The organism is Streptomyces sp. NBC_00080 (assembly GCF_045041255.1).
Lineage (GTDB): Bacteria > Actinomycetota > Actinomycetes > Streptomycetales > Streptomycetaceae > Streptomyces > Streptomyces coriariae.
In genome coordinates, this window is sequence record NZ_CP108235.1 from 7,370,294 (window position 1) to 7,395,212 (window position 24,919).

A 24,919-nucleotide genomic window follows, 5' to 3' on the forward strand; every position below is an offset into this window, starting at 1 on the left:
ACCGAACGTGGCAGGAGTCGCACGACGCCGTCTGGACGCGGAGCTGGTCCGCCGCAAGCTCGCGCGCTCGCGTGAGCATGCCGGCCAGCTGATCGCCGCCGGGCGGGTCAGCGTCGGCAAGACGGTCGCGACCAAGTCCGCGACCCAGGTCGAGACGGCGGCGGCGATCGTCGTCGCCGTCGACGGCGACGACCCCGACTACGTGTCCCGGGGCGGCCACAAGCTCGCCGGCGCGCTGGCCGCGTTCGTGCCGCGGGGGCTCCTGGTGGAGGGGCGGCGGGCGCTGGACGCCGGCGCGTCGACCGGCGGGTTCACCGATGTGCTGCTGCGGGCGGGGGCCGCGCACGTGGTCGCCGTGGACGTCGGATACGGACAACTCGCGTGGTCTCTGCAGAGCGATGAACGCGTCACCGTCAAGGACCGTACGAACGTACGCGAGTTGACGCTTGAAGCGATCGATGGGAAGCCTGTGGATCTTGTCGTGGGGGACTTGTCCTTCATCCCGCTGGGGCTGGTGCTGCCCGCCCTGGCACGGTGCACCGCGCCGGACGCGGACCTGGTGATGATGGTCAAGCCGCAGTTCGAGGTGGGGAAGGAACGGCTCGGCAGCGGGGGTGTCGTACGGAGTCCGCAGCTGCGGGCGGAAGCGGTGCGCGGTGTGGCCGGGAAGGCGTGGGACCTGGGGCTCGGCGTGAAGGGTGTCACCGCCAGCCCGCTGCCCGGACCTTCGGGCAATGTCGAGTACTTTCTGTGGCTCAGGGCCGGGGCGCCTGCCCTCGACCCGGCCGATGTTGACCGTGCAGTTGCGGAGGGGCCGCGTTGACTCAGAACCGAGCTCGTACTGTTTTCCTGCTCGCCCACACCGGGCGGCCCGCGGCCATCCGCAGTGCCGAGCTGGTCGTCAAGGGGCTGCTGCGTGAGGGTATCGGGGTGCGCGTCCTGGAGTACGAGGCCGCCGACCTGCCGCTGCCCGAGGAGGTGGAGCTGGTCTCCGAGGCCACCCCGCAGTGCCTGGAGGGGTGTGAGCTGCTCATCGTCCTCGGCGGCGACGGCACGCTGCTGCGCGGCGCGGAGTTCGCGCGGGCGTCCGGGGTGCCGATGCTGGGCGTCAACCTCGGGAGCGTCGGCTTCCTCGCCGAGGCCGAGCGCGACGACCTCGACAAGGTCGTCGACCGGGTGGTGACGAAGGCGTACGAGGTCGAGGAGCGGATGACCGTCGATGTCGTCGTGCATCGCAACGGGGACATCGTGCACACCGACTGGGCGCTGAACGAGGCGGCCGTGCAGAAGGCCGGCGCGGAGAAGCTGCTCGAAGTGGTGCTGGAGATCGACGGGCGGCCGGTCACCGGGTTCGGGTGCGACGGGATCGTGCTGTCCACGCCGACGGGGTCGACCGCCTACGCGTTCTCGGCGGGCGGCCCCGTGGTGTGGCCCGAGGTCGAGGCGCTGCTGATGGTGCCGATCAGTGCGCACGCGCTGTTCGCGAAGCCGCTGGTGACCTCGCCCGACTCCGTGCTCGCGGTGGAGGTGCTGCCGCACATTCCGCCGGGCGTTCTGTGGTGCGACGGGCGGCGGACCGTCGAGCTGCCCGCCGGTGCCCGGGTGGAGGTGCGGCGGGGGGCTGTGCCGGTCCGGCTGGCCCGGCTGCATCACGCGTCGTTCACGGACCGGCTGGTGGCGAAGTTCGCGCTGCCCGTCTCCGGCTGGCGAGGCGCGCGTCACTAGCGGGTCCGTACGCCGGCCGGTCCGTACGCCTCGGCGCCCCGGGTCCGACTGCACTCACCCGGGTGACACGGCGCCGTCGATACACATTCTTCACCTGCGGGTTCCCCTTCCGGGGCCGGGGGGCGTCGCACTTCCTCCCCCCGACCTCGTAAGGTCTTGTCCGTGTTGGAGGAGATGCGGATACGGTCGCTCGGAGTCATCGACGACGCGGTCGTCGAGCTGTCGCCAGGCTTCACCGCTGTCACGGGTGAGACAGGCGCGGGCAAGACCATGGTGGTCACCAGCCTCGGGCTGCTGCTGGGCGGACGCGCTGATCCCGCGCTCGTGCGGATCGGCGCCGAGAAGGCGGTGGTGGAGGGGCGCATCACCATGCCCCCGAACGCCTCGGTGGTGGTACGGGCCGAGGAGGCCGGGGCCGAGCTCGACGACGGGGCGTTGCTCATCAGCCGTACCGTTTCCGCCGAGGGGCGGTCGCGGGCGCACGTGGGCGGGCGGAGCGTGCCCATGGGCGTGCTCGCCGAGCTCGCCGACGAGCTGGTCGCCGTCCACGGGCAGACGGACCAGCAGGGGCTGCTGAAGCAGTCCCGGCAACGACAGGCGCTCGACCGGTACGCGGGTGACGCGGTGACCGTGCCGCTCGCCAAGTACACCGAGGCCTACCGGCGGCTGCGGGCCGTCGCCGTCGAGCTGGAGGAGATCGTCACGCGCGCGCGTGAGCGGGCCCAGGAGGCCGACATGCTGCGCTTCGGGCTCGACGAGATCGGCGGCGTCGAACCGCGCGCCGGGGAGGACGTGGAGCTGGCGGAGGAGGCCGAGCGGCTCGGGCATGCGGAAGCGCTGTCTTCCGCCGCCACGGCCGCCCACGCCGCCCTCGCCGGTAATCCCGAGGACCCCGAGGGCATCGAGGCCACCACGCTCGTCGCGGGCGCGCAGCGGGCCCTGGAGGCCGTCAGGTCGCACGATCCGGCGCTGGCCGCGCTCGCCGACCGGATCGGGGAGATCGGGATCCTGCTCGGCGATGTCGCGGGCGAGCTGGCGGGGTACGCCGACGACCTCGACGCCGATCCGCTGCGGCTGTCGGCCGTCGAGGAGCGGCGGGCCGCGCTCACCGCGCTCACCCGCAAGTACGGGCAGGACGTGGACTCCGTGCTCGCCTGGGCCGAGCAGAGCGCCGCCCGGCTCACCGAGCTGGACGGCGACGACGAGCGCATCGACGAGCTGACCGCGGAACGGGACGCGCTGCGCGGCGAACTCGGCGGGCTGGCGCAGGCACTGACGGACGCGCGCACGGACGCCGCCGAGCGGTTCGCCGCCGCCGTGACCGCCGAGCTGGCCTCTCTCGCCATGCCGCACGCGCGCGTGTCGTTCGACATCCGGCAGACCGAGGACCCGGAGGGCGTCGAGGTCGGCGGACGTCCGGTCGCCTACGGACCGGCCGGTGCGGACGAGGTCGAGCTGCTGCTCGCCCCGCACCCCGGCGCGCCGCCGCGGCCCATCGCCAAGGGCGCGTCCGGCGGTGAGCTCTCGCGCGTGATGCTGGCCGTCGAGGTCGTGTTCGCGGGGACGGATCCCGTGCCGACGTATCTCTTCGACGAGGTCGACGCCGGTGTGGGCGGCAAGGCCGCGGTCGAGATCGGACGGCGCCTGGCCCGGCTGGCCAGGACCGCTCAGGTCGTCGTGGTCACCCACCTTCCGCAGGTCGCCGCCTTCGCCGACCGGCAGCTCCTGGTCGAGAAGACCAACGACGGGTCGGTGACCCGGTCCGGCGTGAAGGTCCTGGAGGGCGAGGACCGCATCCGGGAGCTGTCCCGGATGCTCGCCGGTCAGGAGGACTCCGAGACGGCCCGGGCGCACGCCGAGGAGCTGCTGGCCACGGCCCGCGCGGACGGCTAGCGACGAGGTAGGCGCCGGCGCCGGCCGGTCCGGGTGCCGGACGGCCGTCGCCCGTTCCCGAGGGTGAAGGGCATGTCCACCCCGAGCGGACGGGGCCCGGCGTTCGCGGTGGCGGCCGGGCCGAGCCGGGGGACGGCGGCGGCTCCGCGCGCCCCGGCGCCCACAGGGCGCGCATGCCGTAACCGCGAGAACCACGGAGACCGGACGGTCGGGCCGCACTGCGGCCCGCCGCCGCGCCGGCCGCCACTCCGGCCGTCGGCCTCGGGGGTGGACGGGGGTCGGCCGTCGTGCTTGCCGGGTCGGTGCCGGGATCTGCGGGGAGACGGTGAGTCAGGTGGTGAGGTCAGTGCTCGGGTAATCGAACGGAACCCCGAGTTCTCTCACTCGTGTGGGTGATGAGGGGGACCCCGTGACCGGGTGTCAGTGTGCTCGGCGGCACGGAACACCCGTACGTGCTGGCATCCTTGGGCGTAGTACGTGGAGGAACGCCAGCGGTCCACCCCTCCGCCCGGTCCCTCTGTACGTTTCTTCGTGACCGTCCGACGCCGAACCAGGAGCCCCGGCCACGTGAGCAGCCACTCACCGCACGGCCAGTCGTCGTTGCGCACCGTGCAGGTGCTGGGCGGCGGCAACGCCGGCAGCAGCGCGCACGTGCGTTCCCTGGCGGCGGGGCTCGTCGCGCGGGGCGTGCGAGTGACGGTGTGCGCCCCCGGCGAGGCGGATGACACCTACGACTTCACGGGGGCCGGAGCCGCACACGTGCACGTGCCGCGCAGCAGCGATCCGGGGTCCGTCGCGGCGCTCCGGGCGGCCTGCACGGACGCCGACCTCGTCCACGCGCACGGACTGCACGCCTCGTTCCGGGCCGTTCTCGCACTCAGCGGCCGGCGCACCCCGCTCATCGTCACCTGGCACAACCGCGCGCACGCCGAGGGGGCCCGCGCCCATCTGCTGCGGCTGTTGGAGCGCCGGGTCGCGAGGACGGCGACCGTGGTCCTCGGCACCACCTCCGACCTCGTCGACCGGGCCCGCAGGACCGGCGCACGTGACGCACGGCTCGCCGCCGTGGCGCTGCCCCGGCCCCGCCGGACCGAGGGGATCGAGGGGATCGAGGAGTCCGAGCGGCCGTCCTCGAAGCTGCGGGCCGAACTCGGCGCCATAGGGCGCCCGTTGTTCACGGCCGTCGGGTCCCTGGACGGTCACCGCGGTCACGACCTGCTGCTGGACGCCGCGCGGGTGTGGCGCGGCCTCGACCCGGTGCCGCTGGTCGTGGTGGCGGGGGAGGGGTCGCAGCGGGCGGAGCTCCAGCGCCGCATCGAGGACGAGGAGCTGCCCGTCCGGCTGCTCGGGCGCCGCGACGACGTGAGCGAACTGCTCGCCGCCGCCGACCTCGCGCTGCTGCCCGGGGGCGAGGAGTCCCGGTCGGTCCTGGCCCAGGAGGCCCTGCACGCGCGCGTGCCGCTCGTCGCCGCCCTGACCGGCGGGATCCGCGAACTCGTCGGCGACGCGGCCGAACTGGTCCCGCCGCATGAGCCGGGGGCCTTCGCCGCGGCCGCCGTACGCCTCCTCGAGGACCCCGAACGGGCCGAACACCTCCGGGACCTGGGCACCCGGCAGGCGGCCGGCTGGCCCACCGAGGACGAGACCGTCGCCCAGGTCCTCAGCGTCTACGACGAGCTGACGCAGCCCCAGCCGATGATCTGAGCCCTACGCCACGTGCCGCCGCGCCCGCAGCGCCAGGCTCAACGCCAGCACCGTCTGCGGGTCGTCGAGGTCGGTGCCGAGCAACTCGCCGATACGGGCGAGGCGGTTGTACAGCGTCTGGCGGTTCAGATGCAGCTCGCGGGCCGTCTCCGCCTTGCGGCCCGCGTGCGCGAGGTAGGTCTCCAGGGTGGGCAGCAGCGGCGGCTTGGAGCGGTGGTCGTGGTCGCGGACCGGGCCGATCGCGCGGTCCACGAAAGCCGCCAGATCGGGGTGGTCGCGCAGCCGCCACAGCAGCAGGTCGATGTCCAGGCGGCGGGCGTCGTACCAGGGGCGGTCCGACAGGCCCTGCGCGGCGGTCGCCGTCTCCGCCGCGTGTCTGAGGCCCGCCGAGGCGGCCGCCCAGCCGCCCGCCACCCCGACCACCACCACCGGCGGCTGGGCCCCCGGCCGCTGCATCCCGGCCCGTTCCGCCCCGGCCCGCAGCGCCGCCGCGACCCGGTCCGCCACCGCCGACCGCTCCGACTCCGACCGCAGGCCCAACAGCAACGGCACCCGGCCCTCCACCGGCCGCACACCGAGCAGCACGGGCACGCCCACCGACGCGAGCTCCTCGGCGACCGCCCGCGCCAGCACCGCCCAGCCTCCGCCGGGGGAGAGGCCGTCGCCCAGCCGCATGACGACCGGGAGCAGCGGACCGGTGCCCGGCTTGAAGCCGAGGACGCGTGCCTGCGCCGGAGCGTCCTCCGCGGCGATCCGGCCCTCGGCGAGGTCGGTGAGGAAGTCGCCCCGGCCCCGTGCCGCCAGCTCCTCCTCCTGGCGGGCCTGCATCAGCACCACGGCCAGGATCCCGGCGGCGCGTTCGGCGGCGATCCGGTGCACGGGTGCGAGAGGGGCGCGCACGGGCAGCAGCACGAGCCGGGCGCGTACCGAACCCGCCCCCGGCCCGCCCCCGGGCACGTCCACCAGCACCGAGCCGACGGGCGGCGGCGCGTCCTTGTGCGGCCCGCGCAGGCCCTCCCACACCTGGAGCGGGTCCGCGCCCTCGGGGCCGGCTCCGGCGGCGTACAGAAGCTGGCCCTCGGTCGTCTCCAGGAAGACGGGGTTGCCGCTGAAGTCCGCCAGGATGCCCAGGACCTGCGGTATCCCGCCCCCGCCGAGCAGCGCTTCGGTACAGCGCCGGTGCACTTCCTCGGCCTGTTGGAGCAGGGCGTAGTGCCCGTTGACGATCTCGGTGTGGATCTCCTCCGTGACGGTCACGAACGGCACCTCGCGGTGCAGCTGGACCAGGGGGAGCCCGGTCGTGCGCGCCGTCTCCACCAGGGCCGCGGGCAGCCGGGTGAAGCGCGGGCCCAGCTCGATCACCAGGGCCGCGATGCCCCGCTCGGCCAGCGTGCGGACGAACGCCCGCTGCTCGGCCGGACGGGTGCCGAGCCCGTATCCCGTGGTCAGCAGCAGCTCGCCGCCCTTGAGCAGCGAGGCGATGTTCGGGACCTCGCCCGCGTGCACCCAGCGCACCGTGCGGCCCAGCCGGTCGGCGCCCGCGAGGATCTCGGGCAGCCCGCTGCGCAGGCCGGGCAGCTCCAGTGCGCGTCGCACGGTGATGCCGGCGCTCTGGCTGTCGAATCGGTGGTCCGTGCCGCTGTCCATGCAGCGGACGCTACCTGCGCGGACGTCCAGGTGACAGCTCCGTCCGGTATGGGGCGGCCGTCACCGGGTAGCGGCGGACCATGGATTTCAGTGTGGTGGCCGTGGCCCGTGAGGACGACAGCCCGGTCGACGAGCCGCTGCGGGTCGCGGCTCTCGCCGACCGGCTCGGCTACCGGGAGGTGTGGGCGGGCGAAGGGCCGACCTGGGACGCCTTCGTGCTCGCCGCGGCGCTCGGCCGGGTCACCGAGCGGGCCGCGCTGACGGCGGGGCCGGTCCCGGTGTCGCTGCGCGACCCGTACTCCCTCGCCCGGGGTGCCGCGTCGGTCTCCGCCGTCACCGGCGGACGGGCGGTCGGCGTGGCGCTGGGCACCTCGAGCAGACGCGTCGTGGAGGGCGTGCACGGGCGGCCCCGGGTACGCCCCGCCGCCGTCCTGACCGAGACCGCGGCGGCCGTCCGCGCCCTGCTGCACGGCGCGCCCGGTGAGCCGGTCGTGCCCGGCAGCAGCTTCCGGCGCCGGCTGCCGGCGCCCGGCGGTCTGCTCACCGTGGCCGCCTTCGGGGACCGCGCGATCGCCGCCGCCGCCGCGCACGCCGACCGGATGCTGCTCGACGTGATCTCCCCGGAGCAGGTCCGTGAGCTGCGCGCCAAGCTGGACGCGGCGGCCGGGCGGGCGGGACGTGCGCGGCCCACGCTCGCCGCCTGGCTGCCCGCTGCCGTCGACCCGGCGCCCGAGTCGCTCGCCGAGGTGCTGGGCAGCATCGCCGGATACCTGACGGTGCCGGGGTACCGCGAGGTGTTCGCCGAGGCCGGTTTCGCGGCCGCCGTCGAGCTCGCCGCGGGCGGCGCCGACCGCGCCACCCTCGTCCGCGCCCTGCCGGCGGCAGCAGCGGCCACCGTCGGCCTGGTCGGCGGCCTCGACACCGTGCGCGCCCGGATCGACGCCTACGCGCAGGCGGGACTCGACGAGATCGCGCTCGTCCCGGCGACGGCGGCCGATCCGGCCGGGGAAAGGACGCTGACGGCGCTGGCGGGCCTCGCAGCGGGCTGACGTCCCGGAGCGACAGCTCGGGCACCCTTGGGCCGGTGGCTCGGGCGCCGACGGCTTGGGCGCCGACGGCTCTCAGGCCGGCTTGATGTTGTGGTTGAAGCGGAAGACGTTGTCGGGGTCGTACCGCCGTTTCAGGTCCGCGAGCCGCCGGGCGTTCGCCTCGCCCACGCCCGCCACGACCCGGTCTGCACCCTCGTCGCCGATGAAGTTGAGGTAGACCGCGCCCGTGCTCCAGGGCTGTACGGCGGCCCGGACGTCCTGGACCCACTGGACGCACCGCTCGTCGTCCGCCGGGTCCTCCCACTGCCCGAAGGGGTGCACCCCCCAGGGCGCGTCGCGGTAGGGCACCGGGTACTCGTGCGGGCCGGAGCCGATCGCGCCGCCCTGCGGGAACAGCGTGTGCATGGTGCCCGTCGGCACGGGCATGGCCCGGCCGCGGGCGCAGTACACGTCCACGAAGTCGTCCGGGGCACCCGTCAGGTACTCCGCCGACCAGTAGTTCCGCATCCCGGGAGGATTGTCGATCATGCACTGCACGTCGGCGTAGGGCATCGCCCCGACGACCTCCGTCTCGTGCGGCATCGCCAGCAGCGGTTCGGCGAGCTTGCGCATGTCCGCCTCGGCACCGGCGTAGGTGAGCAGCACCCCGCACAACAGCGAGCCGACCAGGTGCGGCGGAACGAACTCCTCGGGCGGGCCGGAGAGGTGGATGACGGCGCCGCTCGCCTCGTCCGGGCCGGCCGTGATCACGTCCCGGTAGGTGCGGGTGGCCTCGGCGCCGAACTCGGGCAGGTACAGCAGCAGCGCGATGGAGAACTCGGGCAGTTCGTGCAGTCTCAGGGTGAGCGCGGTGGCGATGCCGAAGTTGCCGCCGCCGCCGTGCAAAGCCCAGAACAGGTCCGGGTTCTCGTCGGCGTTCGCGTGGACCTGCCGGCCTTCGGCGGTGACCAGCTCGACGCCGAGCAGGTTGTCGACGGCCAGCCCGCAGCAGCGGTCGAGCCAGCCGGTGCCGCCGCCGAGGACGAAGCCGCCGACGCCGGTGGTGGAGGTCCGCCCGCCAGTCGTGGCCAGCCCGTGGGGCTGGCAGGCACGGTCCAGGTCGCTCATGGTGGCCCCGCCCGCGACCCGTACCGCTTCGGAGGCGGGGTCGACGGTGACCACGCGCATATGGCGCAGGTCCACCACCAGGGCTCCGTCGCCCAGAGCCATGCCCGCGACGCTGTGTCCGCCGCCGCGCACCGCGATGGGCAGGTCCAGGTCACGGGCGAAGCGCACCGACCGCACGACATCGGCCTCGTCCACGCACTGGGCGATCACCGCGGGACGGCGGTCGATCATCGAGTTGAAGACGGCCCGGGCCTCGTCGTAACCCGGATCCTCCGGGGCGAACACGTCGCCGACCAGTTCCTCGCGCAGCGCGGAGAGGGCCGCGCCCGCCTTCGATGGGGAGGCCATGAGGCGCCCCCTTCCGTCCAGGGGCAGATGGCTCCAGCGTAGGCGTGCGCGGCCGCCCGGTCCTGTTCGGCGGCCGCGCGTGACCGGTCCGTAAGGGCCCGGCGCGGGCCCTCAGCCGCCGTACGCCCCCGACGCCGTCAGGCGCAGGGCCGTGTCGATCAGCGGGACGTGGCTGAAGGCCTGTGGGAAGTTGCCGACCTGGCGCTGCAGGCGGGGGTCCCACTCCTCGGCGAGCAGACCGAGGTCGTTGCGCAGCGAGAGCAGCTTCTCGAACAGTTTGCGGGCCTCGTCCACCCGGCCGATCATCGCGAGGTCGTCCGCCATCCAGAACGAGCAGGCCAGGAAGGCGCCCTCGTCACCGGGCAGGCCGTCGACGCCCTCGTCGCCGCCCGAGGTGGGGTAGCGCAGGATGAAGCCGTCCGGGGTGGACAGCTCGCGCTGGATCGCCTCGATGGTGCCGATCACGCGCTTGTCGTCCGGGGGCAGGAAGCCCATCTGCGGGATGAGCAGCAGGGACGCGTCCAGCTCCTTGGAGCCGTAGGACTGGGTGAAGGTGTTGCGCTCCTTGTCGTAGCCCTTCTCGCACACGTCCCGGTGGATGTCGTCGCGCAGCTCGCGCCACTTCTCCAGCGGGCCGTCCGCGTCGCCGGACTCGATGAGCTTGATCGTGCGGTCGACGGCGACCCAGGCCATGACCTTGGAGTGCACGAAGTGGCGGCGCGGACCGCGCACCTCCCAGATGCCCTCGTCCGGCTCGTCCCAGTGCTGCTCCAGGTAGCGGATCAGCTTGAGCTGGAGCAGGGAGGCGTAGTCGTTGCGGGCCAGGCCGGTCATGTGGCCGAGGTGCAGGGCCTCGGTGACCTCGCCGTAGACGTCCAGCTGGAGCTGGTGCGCGGCGCCGTTGCCGACCCGGACCGGGCCGGAGTTCTCGTAGCCGGGCAGCCAGTCCAGTTCGGCCTCGCCCAGCTCGCGCTCGCCCGCGATGCCGTACATGATCTGGAGGTTCTCGGGATCGCCGGCGACGGCCCGCAGCAGCCACTCGCGCCAGGCGCGGGCCTCCTCGCGGTAGCCGGTGCGCAGCAGCGAGGACAGCGTGATGGCCGCGTCGCGCAGCCAGGTGTAGCGGTAGTCCCAGTTGCGGACGCCGCCGATGTCCTCGGGCAGGGAGGTGGTGGGCGCGGCGACGATGCCGCCGGTCGGGCCGTAGGTCAGCGCCTTGAGCGTGATCAGCGAGCGGATCACTGCCTCGCGGTAGGGGCCGTGGTACGTACAGTGCTCGACCCACTCGCGCCAGAAGTCCTCGGTCGCCTGGAGCGACTGCTCGGGCTCGGGCAGCGCGGGCGGCTCCTTGTGCGAGGGCTCCCACGAGATCGTGAACGCGATCCGGTCACCCGGCGCGACCGTGAAGTCCGCGTAGGTGGTCAGCGACTTTCCGTAGGTCTCGCACTCGGTGTCGAACCACACGGAGTCCGGGCCCGCGACGGCCACCGTGCGGCCCTCGTGCTTGTGCACCCACGGCACGACCCGGCCGTAGGAGAACCGCATCCGCAGCGCGGAGCGCATCGGGACGCGGCCCGAGACGCCCTCGACGATCCGGATCAGCTGGGGCGCGCCGTCGCGAGGGGGCATGAAATCGGTCACCCGGACCGTGCCGCGCGGGGTGTCCCACTCGGACTCCAGGATGAGGGAGTCGCCCCGGTAGGTGCGCCGGGCCGCGCGCGGCGGCGGCGCGTCGGAGGCGTGCGCGGGGCCGAGGCGCCAGAACCCGTGTTCCTCGGTGCCGAGCAGACCTGCGAAGATCGCGTGCGAGTCGAAGCGGGGCAGGCACAGCCAGTCGACTGTGCCGTCCCGGCAGACCAGTGCGGCGGTCTGCATGTCTCCGATGAGTGCGTAATCTTCGATGCGCCCGGCCACGTGCAACTCCAGTCGAACGGCCACGTCACCCCCGGATGGAACGGGGGCTGTCGCTAGTGCGGTCAAGGGGTCGTTTGTAATGCGTCGTTGAGCGCTGAAGCAAAGCAGCCGCTCAGCCATCTAGGCAAAACGCCGGTTCCTGCTCAACGAACTGACGAGCTCTCGTTGTTCCGGTGGGATACGGACTGGGGTGTGCCGTCTTGCCGACCGGGCTCGGCAGCGAGTGTCCGAGCAGGATACGACGCACGTAGATGATCTGCGTGCCGCTCCGGACAACGCGGGTGGGCCGAACGGGTGAGCAACGGGTGAGAAACCGGTGCGCGGGGGCGGCCCGTGTCGAGCTGTGCGCGGAGCGTGGCCGGAAGCCATCCCCCTGAGGCGCTGATACCCTGGTAGCCCGTGGACCGGTGGTCTCGAAGCCCCCGAACCGCACCTCCGAATCGCGACCACGGGAGCCCCCTCTTGGCCATGACGCCCAAATCCACGACGACCAAGCACATCTTCGTCACCGGGGGTGTCGCCTCCTCGCTCGGCAAGGGTCTGACGGCCTCCAGCCTCGGCATGCTGCTGAAGGCGCGGGGTCTGCGGGTCGTGATGCAGAAGCTCGACCCGTACCTGAACGTCGACCCGGGCACGATGAACCCCTTCCAGCACGGTGAGGTCTTCGTCACCAACGACGGCGCCGAGACCGACCTGGACATCGGACACTACGAGCGCTTCCTCGATCGTGACTTGGACGGCTCCGCCAATGTCACTACAGGCCAGGTCTACTCGACGGTGATCGCCAAGGAGCGGCGTGGCGAGTACCTGGGCGACACCGTGCAGGTCATCCCGCACATCACCAACGAGATCAAGCACCGCATCCGCCGGATGGCCACCGACGAGGTCGACGTCGTGATCACCGAGGTCGGCGGCACGGTCGGCGACATCGAGTCGCTGCCGTTCCTGGAGACGGTCCGCCAGGTCCGTCACGAGGTGGGCCGCGACAACGTCTTCGTGGTGCACATCTCGCTCCTGCCGTACATCGGTCCCTCGGGTGAGCTGAAGACCAAGCCGACCCAGCACTCGGTCGCGGCGCTGAGGAACATCGGTATCCAGCCGGACGCGATCGTCCTGCGTTCCGACCGCGAGGTGCCGGCCGCGATCAAGCGCAAGATCTCGCTGATGTGCGACGTCGACGAGGACGCGGTGGTGGCCTGCCCCGACGCGCGCTCGATCTACGACATCCCGAAGACCGTGCACGGCGAGGGTCTGGACGCCTACGTCGTCCGAAAGCTGGACCTGCCGTTCCGCGATGTGGACTGGACGACCTGGGACGACCTGCTCGACCGCGTCCACAACCCCGACCACGAGATCACTCTCGCCCTGGTCGGCAAGTACATCGACCTGCCCGACGCCTACCTCTCGGTCACCGAGGCGCTGCGCGCCGGCGGCTTCGCCAACAAGGCCCGCGTGAAGATCAAGTGGGTCACGTCGGACGACTGCAAGACCCCGGCGGGTGCCAAGGCGCAACTCGAGGACGTCGACGGCATCTGCATCCCGGGCGGCTTCGGCGACCGCGGTGTGCTCGGCAAGGTCGGCGCGATCCGCTACGCCCGGGAGAACCGGATCCCGCTGCTCGGCCTGTGCCTCGGCCTGCAGTGCATCGTTATCGAGGCCGCGCGCAACCTGGCCGACATCGGCGACGCCAACTCCACCGAGTTCGACCCGGCCACCGGCCACCCGGTCATCTCCACCATGGCCGAGCAGCTGGACATCGTGGCCGGCGAGGGCGACATGGGCGGAACGATGCGCCTGGGCATGTACCCGGCCAAGCTGGCCGAGGGCTCGATCGTCCGTGAGGTGTACGACGGCAAGGAGTACGTCGAGGAGCGCCACCGGCACCGCTACGAGGTGAACAACGCCTACCGCGCGGAGCTCGAGAAGAAGGCGGGCATCCTGTTCTCCGGCACCTCGCCGGACGGCAAGCTCGTCGAGTACGTCGAGTATCCGCGTGACGTCCACCCGTACCTGGTCGCCACCCAGGCCCACCCCGAGCTGCGCTCGCGGCCCACGCGTCCGCACCCGCTGTTCGCCGGCCTGGTGAAGGCCGCGGTCCAGCGGACCGTCGAGGCGGGGAAGGCTTCGAAGTAACACACCAGTTGTACGGTGGCCGGGGTGCAAACCTTCAAGGGTGGGCACCCCGGTTTTCGTTTGCGCACGTGGCACGTGGAAGGACGCACTGCATGACGATCAAGGACACCCCCGAGGCGTGGGAGATCCGGTCGAGCGAGACCCCCTTCGTCGGCAACAAGACCTCCGTCCGCACGGACGAGGTGGTCATGCCCGACGGTTCGGTGGTACGCCGGGACTTCCAGGTCCACCCGGGTTCCGTGGCCGTCCTGGCCCTCGACGGGGAGGGCCGTGTCCTGCTCATCAAGCAGTACCGTCACCCGGTCGGGCAGAAGCTGTGGGAGATCCCGGCCGGTCTGCTCGACGTGCCCGGCGAGAACCCCCTGCACGCCGCCCAGCGCGAGCTGTACGAGGAGGCGCACGTCAAGGCCGAGGACTGGCGGGTGCTGACCGACGTCTACCCCACCGCGGGCGGCTGTGACGAGTCGGTGCGGATCTTCCTGGCCCGTGACCTGTCGGAGGCCGACGGCGAGCGCTTCGCGGTGGAGGACGAGGAGGCCGACATGGAGCACGCGCGCGTGCCGGTCGACGAACTGGTCCGCGGGGTGCTCGCGGGCGACGTGCACAGCAACTGCCTCGTCGTGGGCGTCCTCTCCCTGGTCGCCGCGCGTACCGGCGACGGGCTCGACGCGCTGCGCCCGGCCGAGGCGCCCTGGCCGGCGCGCCCTTTCGAGGCGTGACGCCCTCCGCCGCCGTCCCGAGGCCGCTCCACATGTGGCCGTCCCGCATGTGGGGCGCCCACATGTGGGCGCCCGCGCGCGGCTGTCCCGCGTGAAGCCGTTCCTTCCGAGGCCGTCCCGACGCCGTCCGGTGTGACGATCGGCTGATCCGATCGAGGGACGTCCCGGCCGTGCCGCCGTACTCCACCCGGAACGTCGCAGAGCGTGAACTAGGCTCGGGAATCGCCCGATCCGGAGTCCCGGCGGGCTTGCGCGTGCGGTGGGACGGGAGTGTGGCCCGTGACGGATCAGGCAGTGGACACAGGCGGCGTGCAGCTGTCGGGACACGCTGCGACAGAGGGCCATTTCCTGGGCAGACTCCGGGAGTTGAAAGAGCTGCGCGCCGACATCGAGCGCGCGGGACTGGACACCATCTCCGGGAAGAAGGCGCCACGCGCGCGGGTGCTCCTCATCGCCGGGCGGCCCGGCTCCGGGCGTACGGCGCTCGCCGAGGAACTCGTCCGGCAGGTCGCCGACAACTACCGGGACGGCGTCCTGCGCGCCCGCCTCGCCGAGCCCGACGGCACGCCCGTGCCGGTCGAGCGAGCCGCCCGTGAACTGCTCACCGCGCTGGACGTACCGGCGCCGCCGGGCGCCGACGAGGACGATCTCGCGGCCCTCCTCCGCCAGGCCCTCGCGGGGCGCCGCGTCCTGCTCCTGCTCGACGACGCGGCCGGCGCCGAACAGGTCGACGCGCTGCTCCCGGACGCCCCGCAGTGCCTCCTCGTCGCCGTCTCCGCCGGGCCGCTCACCGGCATCGCGGACGTCCGCCCCTGCACCCTGGGCGGCCTGGACACCAAGTCCGCCCTCGAACTGCTGAGCCGCCACACCGGCTCGGTCCGCATCACCGTCGACCCGCGCTCCGCCGAGGGCCTCGTGGAGGCCTGCCAGGGCCAGCCGGCCGCGCTGAACCTGGCGGGCGGCTGGCTCGCCGCCCGCCCGAAGGCGGCCGTGGCCGACCTCGCCAAGCAGCTCCACGCGGAGGGTGACGAGGGCTCCCCGCTCAGCCGGGTCTTCCGGCTGGTGCATGCCGCGCTGCCCGCCCCCGCCGCCCGGATACTGCGACTGCTCTGCCTGGCCCCGGCCGGCCTGGCGGACCCGCACACCGCCTCCGCGCTCGCCGGCTGCTCGGTGGGCGCCGCCCGCACCACTCTGGACGACCTCGCCGCCCTGGGTCTGCTGCGGCCCCTGGACTCCCCGCTGCCCCAGTACGAGGTGCCCGCCTGCCTGTACCCCCTGCTGCACGCCGCCGCCGAGAGCCACGACCGCCCGGCCGAGCTCCAGCTGGCGCGCGCCCGCATGCTGGAGCGGACGGTGCGGCTGCTCCAGTCCTGCCGGGCCATCACCGAGACCGACAACCCCCAGGCCCGCGAGAAGCTCCAGGGCATGCCCAGCGCCCTGCGCTTCCCCACCCCCCGCGCGGCCGCCGAGTGGCTGCGGGTCCGCCGGCCCGCCCTGCTCGCCTCGGCCCGCCTTGCGGTCGCCGACGGCGACCTGGACACCCTGGCCCGCCGCCTGATGTCCCAGCTGGTCAGGGCGATGGTCGCGCACTTCGGCACCCAGGCGGCGGCGCCCGACCTGTACGGCGTCCACCAGCTCGTCCTGGACGTGGCCGAACGGCGCAACCTGCCCCGCGAGAAGGCCGCAGCCCTGCTGAACCTCGCCGACGTCGACGCCAGGACGGGCCGCACTGCGGAGGCCCTGGTGCGTTATCGGGCCGCTCTGGACGCCGGACGCGAGGCGAACGACCCGTATGCGATCGGTCGCGCGATGGAATCCGTAGGCGGCGCCCATCTCGAGCTCGGGGACTACGACCGGGCCGCCGACTGGTTCGGACGGGCACTCGCCCAGCGGCTGGCCCGCGACGAGCGCGCGGACGCCGCCCGGCTCTACGGCCGTATCGCCACCGCGCACACCTACGCGGGCCGCTACGGCGAGGCGCAGCGGGCCTGGCGGGCCGCGGCCGCCGGGCACCGCAAGAACGGCGACATCGGCGCGTACGCACGGGCGTTGAGCGAGCTGGCCCGGGTCCAGGAGTACGCGGGGCGCCCCGAGGAGTCGCTGCGCACCTGTCAGGAGGCGGTGGAGTGGGCCGGGCGCGCCGAGGACACGCGTCTGCAGGCCGCGGTGCAGCTGAGGCTGGCCGACACCCTGGAGCGCCTCGGCGATCCGGTGGCGGCCGGCCTGCACCGGGGCGCGGCCGAGCGCATCCTGGGAGAGGAGCGCCCGAACCGCGATCCGGATCCGGAGCCGGACCCGGAGCCTCGGTCGGCGGCATCGGAACCGGCATCGGGACCGGCATCGGGACCGCGGCCGGAGGCGGAGTCGCGGCCCGAGTCGGGGCCGGAGCCAGGGCCAGGGTCGGGGCCGGTGGCAGGGCCGGAACGGCCTGATCCACCGGAACACCGCGCTAACACCTGCGAAATCCGCAGTACACCCGCTGAAGATTGATGCAATGAAAGGCTAGACAGCGGGAACACCTTCATTAGACTGGCTCTGCCGCTCGTTCTCCTGCGGTGCATCCCGGTGTGCCCTGTATCTCCGGGTATGCCTTTGCTGTGCCCCCACATCTACTGAGCCAAGGACCGTGATCGACGTGAAGGTCGGCATCCCCCGCGAGGTCAAGAACAACGAGTTCCGGGTGGCCATCACCCCCGCCGGTGTGCACGAACTGGTGCGCCACGGCCACCAGGTCGTCGTCGAACGCAACGCCGGTGTCGGCTCGTCCATCACGGACGAGGAGTACGTGGCCGCCGGCGCGCGCATCCTCGAGACCGCCGACGAGGTGTGGGCCACCGCCGACCTGCTGCTGAAGGTCAAGGAGCCCATCGCCGAGGAGTACCACCGCCTCCGCAAGGACCAGACGCTCTTCACCTACCTGCACCTGGCCGCGTCCAAGGAGTGCACGGACGCCCTCGTGGAGTCCGGCACCACGGCGATCGCCTACGAGACCGTCGAGCTGCCGAACCGCGCGCTGCCGCTGCTCGCCCCGATGTCGGAGGTCGCGGGCCGGCTGGCGCCCCAGGTCGGCGCCTACCACCTGATGCGCGCCAACGGCGGCCGCGGCGTGCTGCCCGGCGGTGTGCCGGGCGTGCTGGCCGCCAAGGCGGTCGTCATCGGCGGCGGTGTCTCCGGCTGGAACGCGGCGCAGATCGCCATCGGCATGGGCTTCCACGTCACGCTGCTCGACCGTGACATCAACAAGCTCAAGGAGGCCGACAAGATCTTCGGTACGAAGATCCAGACGGTCGTCTCCAACGCCTTCGAACTGGAGAAGGCCTGCCTCGAGGCCGACCTCGTCATCGGCGCCGTCCTCATCCCGGGAGCCAAGGCGCCCAAGCTGGTCACCAACGAGCTCGTGTCCCGGATGAAGCCCGGAAGTGTCCTTGTCGACATCGCGATCGACCAGGGCGGCTGCTTCGAGGACTCCCGTCCGACCACGCACGCCGAGCCGACCTTCCCGGTCCACGAGTCGGTGTTCTACTGCGTCGCCAACATGCCCGGCGCGGTCCCCAACACCTCCACCTACGCGCTCACCAACGCCACGCTGCCGTACATCGTCGAACTCGCCGACAAGGGCTGGGTGGAGGCGCTGCGCCGCGATGCCGCGCTGGCCAGGGGCCTCAACACCCATGACGGCAAGGTTGTTTACCGTGAGGTCGCGGAGGCGCACGGCCTGGAGCACATGGAGCTCGACCAGCTGCTCGGCTGAGCCCCCGTGCCGAGTCGATCGGCCAAGTAACCCCGCGGAAAAAGGCGATACGTCAACACAGGTCGTCAACCCCGCACACCCGGCCGGACCTTGCCCGACAAGGTCCGGCCGGATGTGTGTATGGTCACTTTGCGGCTCTCGGCCAACTCGCCTCGAACGTAACGCTTCGACCGATTCGTACACCGGTGAAACCTGCCGTGCGACGGCCGTACGCCCTTGACAGCGGGATGTTTCATTGCCGACACATCGGGCCGGGTCCGGCGGATTGTGTTGCTGCGAACACCCGACACGCCATAGAGTCGCCGACTGTCGGCATGGTGCCACGCTGACCTTGTCTAGAAGTTTCCTGGTCACCAAGGAGGTAAGACGACTTGTGAATGAGTCGACATTTGCTCCCGGGGGTGGTCAACCAGGAATGCCGACGCGGGCCCAGGTCTCCGCGGGGCTCGAGGCTGTCGGCTCCGTCGCTGTCCGAACCTTCGCAGCCCACCAGAGCCAGCGCAGCACCCATGTGGCTCTGTCAGCACACCAGAGCATGGATGGCCATCACGTGAACGCCATGGCCGGCGACGGAAGTGGCGCGCCCCGCAACCACTTCGCCGACTACGACGAACTGCCCGAAGGGCATTTCTACGATCCCGATGCCGAGTACGAGCCGGACCCGGAGTACGCGGCCACGCTCGCGCCCGACGCGGCCCGACAGCGCCGTGAGCGCGTCGGTCCGACCGGACGCCCGCTGCCGTACTTCCCGATCCCGGGCCCGCTGACCCAGCACGGCCCCGCGACGATCATCGCGATGTGCAACCAGAAGGGCGGCGTGGGCAAGACGACGTCGACCATCAACCTGGGTGCCGCACTCGCGGAGTACGGTCGGCGCGTGCTGCTCGTGGACTTCGACCCGCAGGGCGCGCTGTCGGTCGGTCTCGGCGTCAATCCGATGGAGCTCGACCTCACCGTCTACAACCTGCTCATGGAGCGGGGCATGGCGGCGGACGAGGTGCTCCTGAAGACAGCGGTCCCGAACATGGACCTGCTGCCCAGCAACATCGACCTGTCGGCCGCCGAGGTCCAGCTGGTCTCCGAGGTCGCGCGCGAGTCCACGCTCCAGCGTGCGCTCAAGCCGCTGATGGACGACTACGACTACATCGTCATCGACTGTCAGCCCTCGCTCGGCCTGCTCACCGTCAACGCCCTGACGGCCGCTCACAAGGTGATCGTGCCGCTGGAGTGCGAGTTCTTCGCCCTCCGGGGTGTGGCCCTGCTGACCGAGACCATCGAGAAGGTCCAGGAACGGCTCAACCCGGAACTGGAACTCGACGGGATCCTCGCCACGATGTACGACTCGCGCACCGTGCACAGCCGTGAGGTGCTCGCGCGGGTCGTCGAGGCCTTCGACGACCACGTCTACCACACGGTCATCGGGCGCACGGTCCGCTTCCCGGAGACCACGGTCGCCGGTGAGCCGATCACCACGTACGCCTCCAACTCCGTCGGCGCCGCCGCCTACCGCCAGCTCGCCAGGGAGGTGCTCGCCCGGTGTCACGCCGAGTGAGTCTGCCGGGGGCCGACGAACTCTTCCGTACGACAGGGGGAATGGCGCTTCAGCCGTCCGCGCCCCGGCGCCCCGCCAACGGCGAGGCCCGGGTACCGGCGCCGGCCGGCGAGAGCGACGGGGTGGCGGCCGGCGGCGCGGAGGACGCGCCGCAGGCCGTGCCCGCGCAGGGCGGTGACGGCGAGGGCGCCGAGCACGCGGCGGCCGACGCGGGTCAGGGCGACGCCGGGGAGTCCCGTACCCGGGGCGCTCCCGGGGAGCGCCCAGAGCGGCGCCAGGGCCCGCAGGAAGGTTCTGCCTCCGCCGCCGACGGCCAGTCGCGCAAACGCGGACGGCAGGCGTCCCGCAGGCCCAGCGGCCGCGAGCGGCACGACGAGAAGATCACTGTCTACGTCTCCGCCGAGGAGCTCATGGATCTGGAGCACGCCCGGCTGGTGCTCCGCGGTGAGCACGGGCTGGCCGTGGACCGGGGGCGCATCGTCCGCGAGGCGGTCGCCGTGGTCCTCGCCGACCTGGAGAGCCGCGGGGACGCCAGCATCCTGGTCCGACGACTTCGCGGGCGGTAGCGGTAGCCTGCGGGGGCCATGACCTCGAACGACGTTCCCGTCCCCGGCGCAGCAGCCGGCCGTCGGCGTGTGCTGGGCCGGGGACCCGGGACGGCGCCGGTCCCTTCCGGGCCGGCCGGACCGGAACCGGCACCGGATCCCGTCGTGCCGGACCCGGTCGTACCGGATCCCGTCGTGCCCGAACCCGTTGAATCGGAACGTGCCGAACCGGAACCCGTGGAACCGGAATCCGCGAATCCGCGAACCCGGAACCCGGAGCCCGCGGACCCGGAGCCCGCCGACCCGGAGCCCGTCGTATCCGAGGCGGTGCCGGAATCCGTTCCCGAGTCCCGGGAAGCTCCCCAGGAAGTTCCCGACGGTGTTTTCAAGGTCCGCCTCGCCAACTTCGAGGGGCCCTTCGATCTGCTGCTCCAGCTGATCTCCAAGCACAAGCTGGACGTCACCGAGGTCGCGCTGTCGAAGGTGACCGACGAGTTCATGGCGCACATCCGGGCGATGGGTCCCGACTGGGACCTGGACCAGACGACCGAGTTCCTGGTCGTGGCCGCCACGCTGCTCGATCTCAAGGCGGCCCGGCTGCTGCCCGCCGCGGAGGTCGAGGACGAGGCCGACCTGGCCCTGCTGGAGGCCCGGGACCTGCTGTTCGCCCGGCTGCTCCAGTACCGGGCCTACAAGCGGGTCGCCGACATCTTCACGCACCGGCTGGAGAGCGAGGCCCGGCGCTACCCGCGTACCGTCGGACTCGAACCGCACCACGCGGAGCTGCTGCCCGAGGTCGTCATCAGCATCGGACCGGAGGGGTTCGCGAGACTCGCGGTCAAGGCGATGCAGCCCCGGGCGAAACCGCAGGTGTACGTCGATCACATCCACGCGCCCCTGGTGAGCGTGCAGGAACAGGCCGGGATCGTCGTCGCCCGGCTCAGGGAGCTCGGCGAGGCCAGCTTCCGCACGCTGGTGGCGGACACCGAGGACACCCTCACCGTGGTGGCCCGCTTCCTCGCGCTGCTCGAGCTGTACCGGGAGAAGGCGGTCGCGCTCGACCAGGAGACCGCCCTCGGCGAATTGCTGGTCCGCTGGACCGGCGGGGACGGGGAGGCTCAGCCGATGGTCACGGACGAGTTCGACCGGCCGCCCGAGGAGCCCGAGAAGGAGACGAAGACGTGACCGAGGAGACCGTCGCCGCACTCGACCTCAAGCCGGCCCTGGAGGCCGTCCTGATGGTCGTCGACGAGCCCGCGACCGAGGAACACCTCGCGAAGATCCTCCAGCGGCCCCGGCGCAGGATCGCGGACGCGCTGCGCGAGCTGGCCGACGAGTACACCGTGCAGGGGCGCGGCTTCGAGCTCAGGCTCATCGCAGGCGGCTGGCGGTTCTACAGCCGGCCCGAGTACGCCGCGGCCGTCGAGGGCTTCGTGCTGGACGGACAGCAGGCCCGGCTCACACAGGCGGCGCTGGAGACCCTGGCGGTCGTCGCGTACCGCCAGCCGGTCAGCCGCAGCAGGGTCTCCGCGGTGCGCGGAGTGAACTGCGACGGCGTGATGCGCACCCTGCTCCAGCGCGGTCTGGTCGAGGAGGCGGGCGCGGAACCCGAAACAGGTGCGATCCTGTACGTGACGACGAACTACTTTCTGGAGCGGATGGGCCTGCGCGGTCTGGACGAGCTCCCGGAGCTCGCGCCCTTTCTCCCCGAGGCGGAGGCGATCGAGGCCGAGATGCTGGAAGGGGTCCCGTCGTTCGATCCGGACGCACCGGATGCAGATGCAGACGACACGACGACGACGGAACTTTGATGCGAAGCAGTGGCAGCGGCAGTGGCAGGAACAACGGGCGCGGCAAGCCCCGGGGGACCGGCGGGGGCGGTTCCCAGCCGAGGGGCGGCTCGGGAGGCCGCGACGACCGGTCGAGGGGTGCTTCCGGAGGCCGTGACGACCGTTCCAGGGGCGGCTCGGGCGGCCGCGACGACAGGCCGACGGGCGCGGGGGGCCGCGACGACAGGCCGAAGCGTCCGAGCAAGCCCCGTCCCGAGGAGCGTCGCTACGACGTGGGCCCCGGCGCCACCCACGAGGGCCCGAAGGCCGGGCGCGGCGGTGCGGCCCGGGGCGGCGCCAAGGGCGGCCCCAGGCAGGGCCAGCAGCGCGGCGGACGCACGGAGCCGGCGCGCTCCCGTGAGTACGAGACGCGCGCCGAGGAGCGCAACCGGGACCGGTACGCAGGCAAGAAGGAAGTGAAGCTGCCCAAGACCTTCCCGGGCGCCGAGCAGGAGGGCGAGCGGCTGCAGAAGGTTCTCGCGCGCGCGGGCTACGGCTCCCGGCGCGCCTGCGAGGAGCTGATCGAGCAGGCGCGGGTGGAGGTCAACGGCGAGATCGTCCTGGAGCAGGGCAAGCGGGTCGACCCGGAGAACGACGAGGTCAAGGTCGACGGCCTGACGGTCGCCACCCAGTCGTACCAGTTCTTCTCGCTGAACAAGCCGGCCGGTGTGGTCTCCACGATGGAGGACACCGAGGGCCGTCAGTGCCTCGGTGACTACGTGACCAACCGCGAGACGCGGCTGTTCCACGTCGGGCGGCTCGACACCGAGACCGAGGGCGTCATCCTGCTCACCAACCACGGCGAGCTGGCGCACCGGCTGACCCACCCCAAGTACGGCGTGAAGAAGGTCTACCTCGCGCACATCGTGGGTCCCATCCCGCGTGACCTGGGCAAGCGTCTGAAGGACGGCATCCAGCTGGAGGACGGGTACGCGAAGGCGGACCACTTCCGAGTCGTCGAGCAGACCGGCAAGAACTACCTGGTCGAGGTGACCCTGCACGAGGGCCGCAAGCACATCGTGCGCCGGATGCTGGCGGAGGCCGGCTTCCCGGTCGACAAGCTGGTACGCGTCGCCTTCGGCCCGATCACCCTGGGCGACCAGAAGTCGGGCTGGCTGCGCCGGCTGTCCAACACCGAGGTCGGCATGCTGATGAAGGAAGTCGAGCTCTAAGGACTTCTGAGGCCCCCAGGGCTTGTGTGTGACCGCACCCCCTTTTTATAGTCGTAATGACTATTAAGAGGGGGTGTTCGTCGTGCCGGGTTACGACAAGTACGCCCACGAACCCTTCGCCGTCACCGTCGACCTCGCCGTCCTCACGCTCCGCGCGGGCAGCCTGCACGTACTGCTCGTCGAACGCGGCCAGGAGCCGTACGCCGGCCGGTGGGCGCTGCCGGGGGGCTTCGTGCTGCCGCACGAGTCCGCGGAGACCGCCGCCCGGCGGGAACTCGCCGAGGAGACCGGCCTGAAGGACGTCTCCGGGCTGCACCTGGAACAGCTGCGCACCTACAGCGAACCCGACCGAGACCCCCGGATGCGGGTCGTGTCCGTCGCCTTCGCCGCGCTGCTGCCCGACGCCCCCGAGCCGACGGGCGGCGGCGACGCGGCCCAGGCGCGCTGGCTGCCGTACGACGACGCGAGGCCGCTCGCCTTCGACCACGACCGGATCCTGGCCGACGCCCACGACCGGGTCGGCGCCAAACTCGAGTACACCTGCCTCGCCACGGCCTTCTGCCCGCCCGAGTTCACCCTCGGCGAGCTCCAGCAGGTCTACGAGACGGTGTGGGGGACCGGCCTGGACCGGCCCAACTTCCGCCGCAAGGTGCTCGCCACCCCGGGCTTCGTCGAGCCCGTGGCCGGCGGCGCGCGCCTCACCGGCGGCCGCGGCAAGCCCGCCGCCCTCTACCGGGCGGGCGCCGCCACCGCGCTCCACCCGCCCCTGCTGCGACCGCCCCGGGAAGGACGATCCGCATGACCACCTCGACCACCGTCAGGAAGCGGGCCACCGGGTCCCTGCTGGGACTCGCGCTGGGGGACGCGCTCGGGTTTCCCACCGAGTTCGACGACGTTCCGTCGATCCTCGCCAAGTGCGGGCCCTGGCGGGAGATGGAACTGCCGAAGCGCGCCTTCGTCTCCGACGACACCCAGATGACCCTGGCCGTGGGCCGAGCCCTGCGGACCGCCATGGACCGGGGGCTGCTCGTGCCGACGTCGCTCGCGCACCCGCTGCGCGCGGAGTTCGTGGACTGGTATCAGTCGCCCGACAACAACCGGGCCCCCGGGCGGACCTGCCTGACGGCGTGCAGCCTGCTCAAGGACGAGAAGCGCGGCTGGCAGGACGCCAGTCGGATCGGTTCCAAGGGCTGTGGCGCCAACATGCGCGTGGCGCCCGTCGGACTCGTCCCCGGGCTCAGCGAGGAGCAGCGGGCCGGTGCCGCCCAGCTCCAGTCCGCCCTCACCCACGGGCACCCCACCGCGCTCGCCGCCTCCGACCTCACCGCCCACGCCGTACGGCTGCTCACCCAGGGTGCCGAGTCGGCGGCCCTGGTCGGGCTTCTGAGGGCCTACGCCGTCGACAACCGCTCCCGCTACCACCACCGCTGGCTCGGCGACCTGTGGACCCGCAGCCAGGACCCCACCCCGGAGCACTTCATCGCGCGCGGCTGGGACGAGTGCCTCGGCGTGCTGGAGCGCCTCGGGGAGGCGCTGCGCGACCCCGCGCCCGAGACCGATCCGTGCCTGGCCACGGGGGCGGGGTGGATCGCCGAGGAGGCCATGGCGACCGGTCTGCTGTGCTTCCTGCTCTTCCCGGACGAGCCGGTGACCGTGCTGCGCCGGGCCGCCTGCTCCTCCGGGGACTCCGACTCCATCGCCTGTCTTGCGGGCGCCTTCGCGGGCGCGTACGCCGGTGCCGACGCCTGGCCGACGGCGTGGGCGGACCGGATCGAGTACCAGGGGGAGCTCGTGACGCTCGGGGCGCTCTGGGACCAGTGACCCGGCAGGG

Annotated in this window: 19 protein-coding genes; 16 read left to right on the plus strand and 3 right to left on the minus strand. The window is 72.4% G+C overall.

Features of this window, described 5'->3' with window-relative positions; translation table 11 throughout:
- Positions 1 to 7: 7 nt before the first annotated feature.
- From OHU34_RS32880 to OHU34_RS32895, 4 genes are all read left to right on the plus strand, one after another.
- Entirely contained in the window at positions 8 to 823 is an 816-nt protein-coding gene (locus OHU34_RS32880; protein WP_142269610.1) for a TlyA family RNA methyltransferase, read from the plus strand.
- Positions 820 to 1,725, plus strand: a complete 906-nt coding sequence (locus OHU34_RS32885; protein ID WP_020128151.1) for an NAD kinase — start codon at positions 820 to 822, stop codon at positions 1,723 to 1,725. The genes OHU34_RS32880 and OHU34_RS32885 overlap by 4 nt, the downstream gene beginning before the upstream one ends.
- A gap of 174 nt (positions 1,726 to 1,899) precedes the next feature.
- A complete protein-coding gene (recN, locus tag OHU34_RS32890; protein ID WP_142269979.1) occupies positions 1,900 to 3,618 on the plus strand; it encodes a DNA repair protein RecN in 1,719 nt (572 codons plus the stop codon).
- A gap of 567 nt (positions 3,619 to 4,185) precedes the next feature.
- Positions 4,186 to 5,322, plus strand: coding sequence for a glycosyltransferase family 4 protein (locus tag OHU34_RS32895; protein ID WP_230196321.1), 1,137 nt, complete (start codon positions 4,186 to 4,188; stop codon positions 5,320 to 5,322).
- A 3-nt stretch (positions 5,323 to 5,325) separates the two neighbouring features.
- Here OHU34_RS32895 and OHU34_RS32900 read toward each other — a convergent pair whose 3' ends face one another.
- A complete protein-coding gene (locus OHU34_RS32900; RefSeq protein ID WP_230196322.1) occupies positions 5,326 to 6,969 on the minus strand; it encodes a PucR family transcriptional regulator in 1,644 nt (547 codons plus the stop codon).
- Positions 6,970 to 7,049: 80 nt separating this feature from the next.
- Between OHU34_RS32900 and OHU34_RS32905 the strand changes: the two genes are divergently transcribed.
- Entirely contained in the window at positions 7,050 to 8,018 is a 969-nt protein-coding gene (locus OHU34_RS32905) for an LLM class F420-dependent oxidoreductase (RefSeq protein WP_405769757.1), read from the plus strand.
- Between the two features lie 72 nt (positions 8,019 to 8,090).
- On the opposite strand, the gene OHU34_RS32910 is transcribed toward OHU34_RS32905, so the two are convergent.
- On the minus strand, positions 8,091 to 9,473 hold the full coding sequence (locus OHU34_RS32910) for an FAD-binding oxidoreductase (RefSeq protein ID WP_405769760.1): 1,383 nt from the start codon (positions 9,471 to 9,473) through the stop codon (positions 8,091 to 8,093).
- Positions 9,474 to 9,584: 111 nt separating this feature from the next.
- Positions 9,585 to 11,387, minus strand: a complete 1,803-nt coding sequence (locus tag OHU34_RS32915) for a glycoside hydrolase family 15 protein (RefSeq protein WP_020128156.1) — start codon at positions 11,385 to 11,387, stop codon at positions 9,585 to 9,587.
- 468 nt (positions 11,388 to 11,855) lie between these two features.
- Between OHU34_RS32915 and OHU34_RS32920 the strand changes: the two genes are divergently transcribed.
- The 11 genes from OHU34_RS32920 (at position 11,856) to OHU34_RS32970 (ending at position 24,909) form a co-directional block, all read left to right on the plus strand.
- The gene (locus tag OHU34_RS32920) at positions 11,856 to 13,520 is read left to right on the plus strand and encodes a CTP synthase (RefSeq protein ID WP_142269605.1); all 1,665 of its coding nucleotides are present in this window, start codon (positions 11,856 to 11,858) and stop codon (positions 13,518 to 13,520) included.
- A 92-nt stretch (positions 13,521 to 13,612) separates the two neighbouring features.
- On the plus strand, positions 13,613 to 14,239 hold the full coding sequence (locus OHU34_RS32925) for an NUDIX hydrolase (RefSeq protein ID WP_142269604.1): 627 nt from the start codon (positions 13,613 to 13,615) through the stop codon (positions 14,237 to 14,239).
- Positions 14,240 to 14,518: 279 nt separating this feature from the next.
- Complete coding sequence (locus tag OHU34_RS32930; protein ID WP_230196327.1) at positions 14,519 to 16,729, plus strand: tetratricopeptide repeat protein; 2,211 nt, start codon at positions 14,519 to 14,521, stop codon at positions 16,727 to 16,729.
- 136 nt (positions 16,730 to 16,865) lie between these two features.
- Positions 16,866 to 17,990 (plus strand): alanine dehydrogenase, encoded by a 1,125-nt coding sequence (ald, locus tag OHU34_RS32935; protein ID WP_020128160.1) that lies wholly within the window; start codon positions 16,866 to 16,868, stop codon positions 17,988 to 17,990.
- A gap of 415 nt (positions 17,991 to 18,405) precedes the next feature.
- Positions 18,406 to 19,542: a ParA family protein gene (locus OHU34_RS32940; RefSeq protein ID WP_028806581.1), complete on the plus strand. Its 1,137-nt coding sequence runs from the start codon at positions 18,406 to 18,408 to the stop codon at positions 19,540 to 19,542.
- Entirely contained in the window at positions 19,527 to 20,108 is a 582-nt protein-coding gene (locus OHU34_RS32945) for a hypothetical protein (protein WP_028806582.1), read from the plus strand. Before OHU34_RS32940 ends, OHU34_RS32945 begins: the two co-directional genes overlap by 16 nt.
- Positions 20,109 to 20,126: 18 nt before the next feature.
- The gene (locus tag OHU34_RS32950) at positions 20,127 to 21,272 is read left to right on the plus strand and encodes a segregation/condensation protein A (RefSeq protein ID WP_405769763.1); all 1,146 of its coding nucleotides are present in this window, start codon (positions 20,127 to 20,129) and stop codon (positions 21,270 to 21,272) included.
- A 53-nt stretch (positions 21,273 to 21,325) separates the two neighbouring features.
- Positions 21,326 to 21,898, plus strand: a complete 573-nt coding sequence (scpB, locus tag OHU34_RS32955; RefSeq protein WP_230196340.1) for an SMC-Scp complex subunit ScpB — start codon at positions 21,326 to 21,328, stop codon at positions 21,896 to 21,898.
- Positions 21,895 to 23,088: a pseudouridine synthase gene (locus OHU34_RS32960; RefSeq protein WP_399047879.1), complete on the plus strand. Its 1,194-nt coding sequence runs from the start codon at positions 21,895 to 21,897 to the stop codon at positions 23,086 to 23,088. The genes scpB and OHU34_RS32960 overlap by 4 nt, the downstream gene beginning before the upstream one ends.
- Positions 23,089 to 23,161: 73 nt before the next feature.
- A complete protein-coding gene (locus OHU34_RS32965; RefSeq protein ID WP_230196331.1) occupies positions 23,162 to 23,890 on the plus strand; it encodes an NUDIX domain-containing protein in 729 nt (242 codons plus the stop codon).
- Positions 23,887 to 24,909, plus strand: coding sequence for an ADP-ribosylglycohydrolase family protein (locus OHU34_RS32970; protein ID WP_405769766.1), 1,023 nt, complete (start codon positions 23,887 to 23,889; stop codon positions 24,907 to 24,909). The genes OHU34_RS32965 and OHU34_RS32970 overlap by 4 nt, the downstream gene beginning before the upstream one ends.
- Positions 24,910 to 24,919 lie beyond the last annotated feature (10 nt).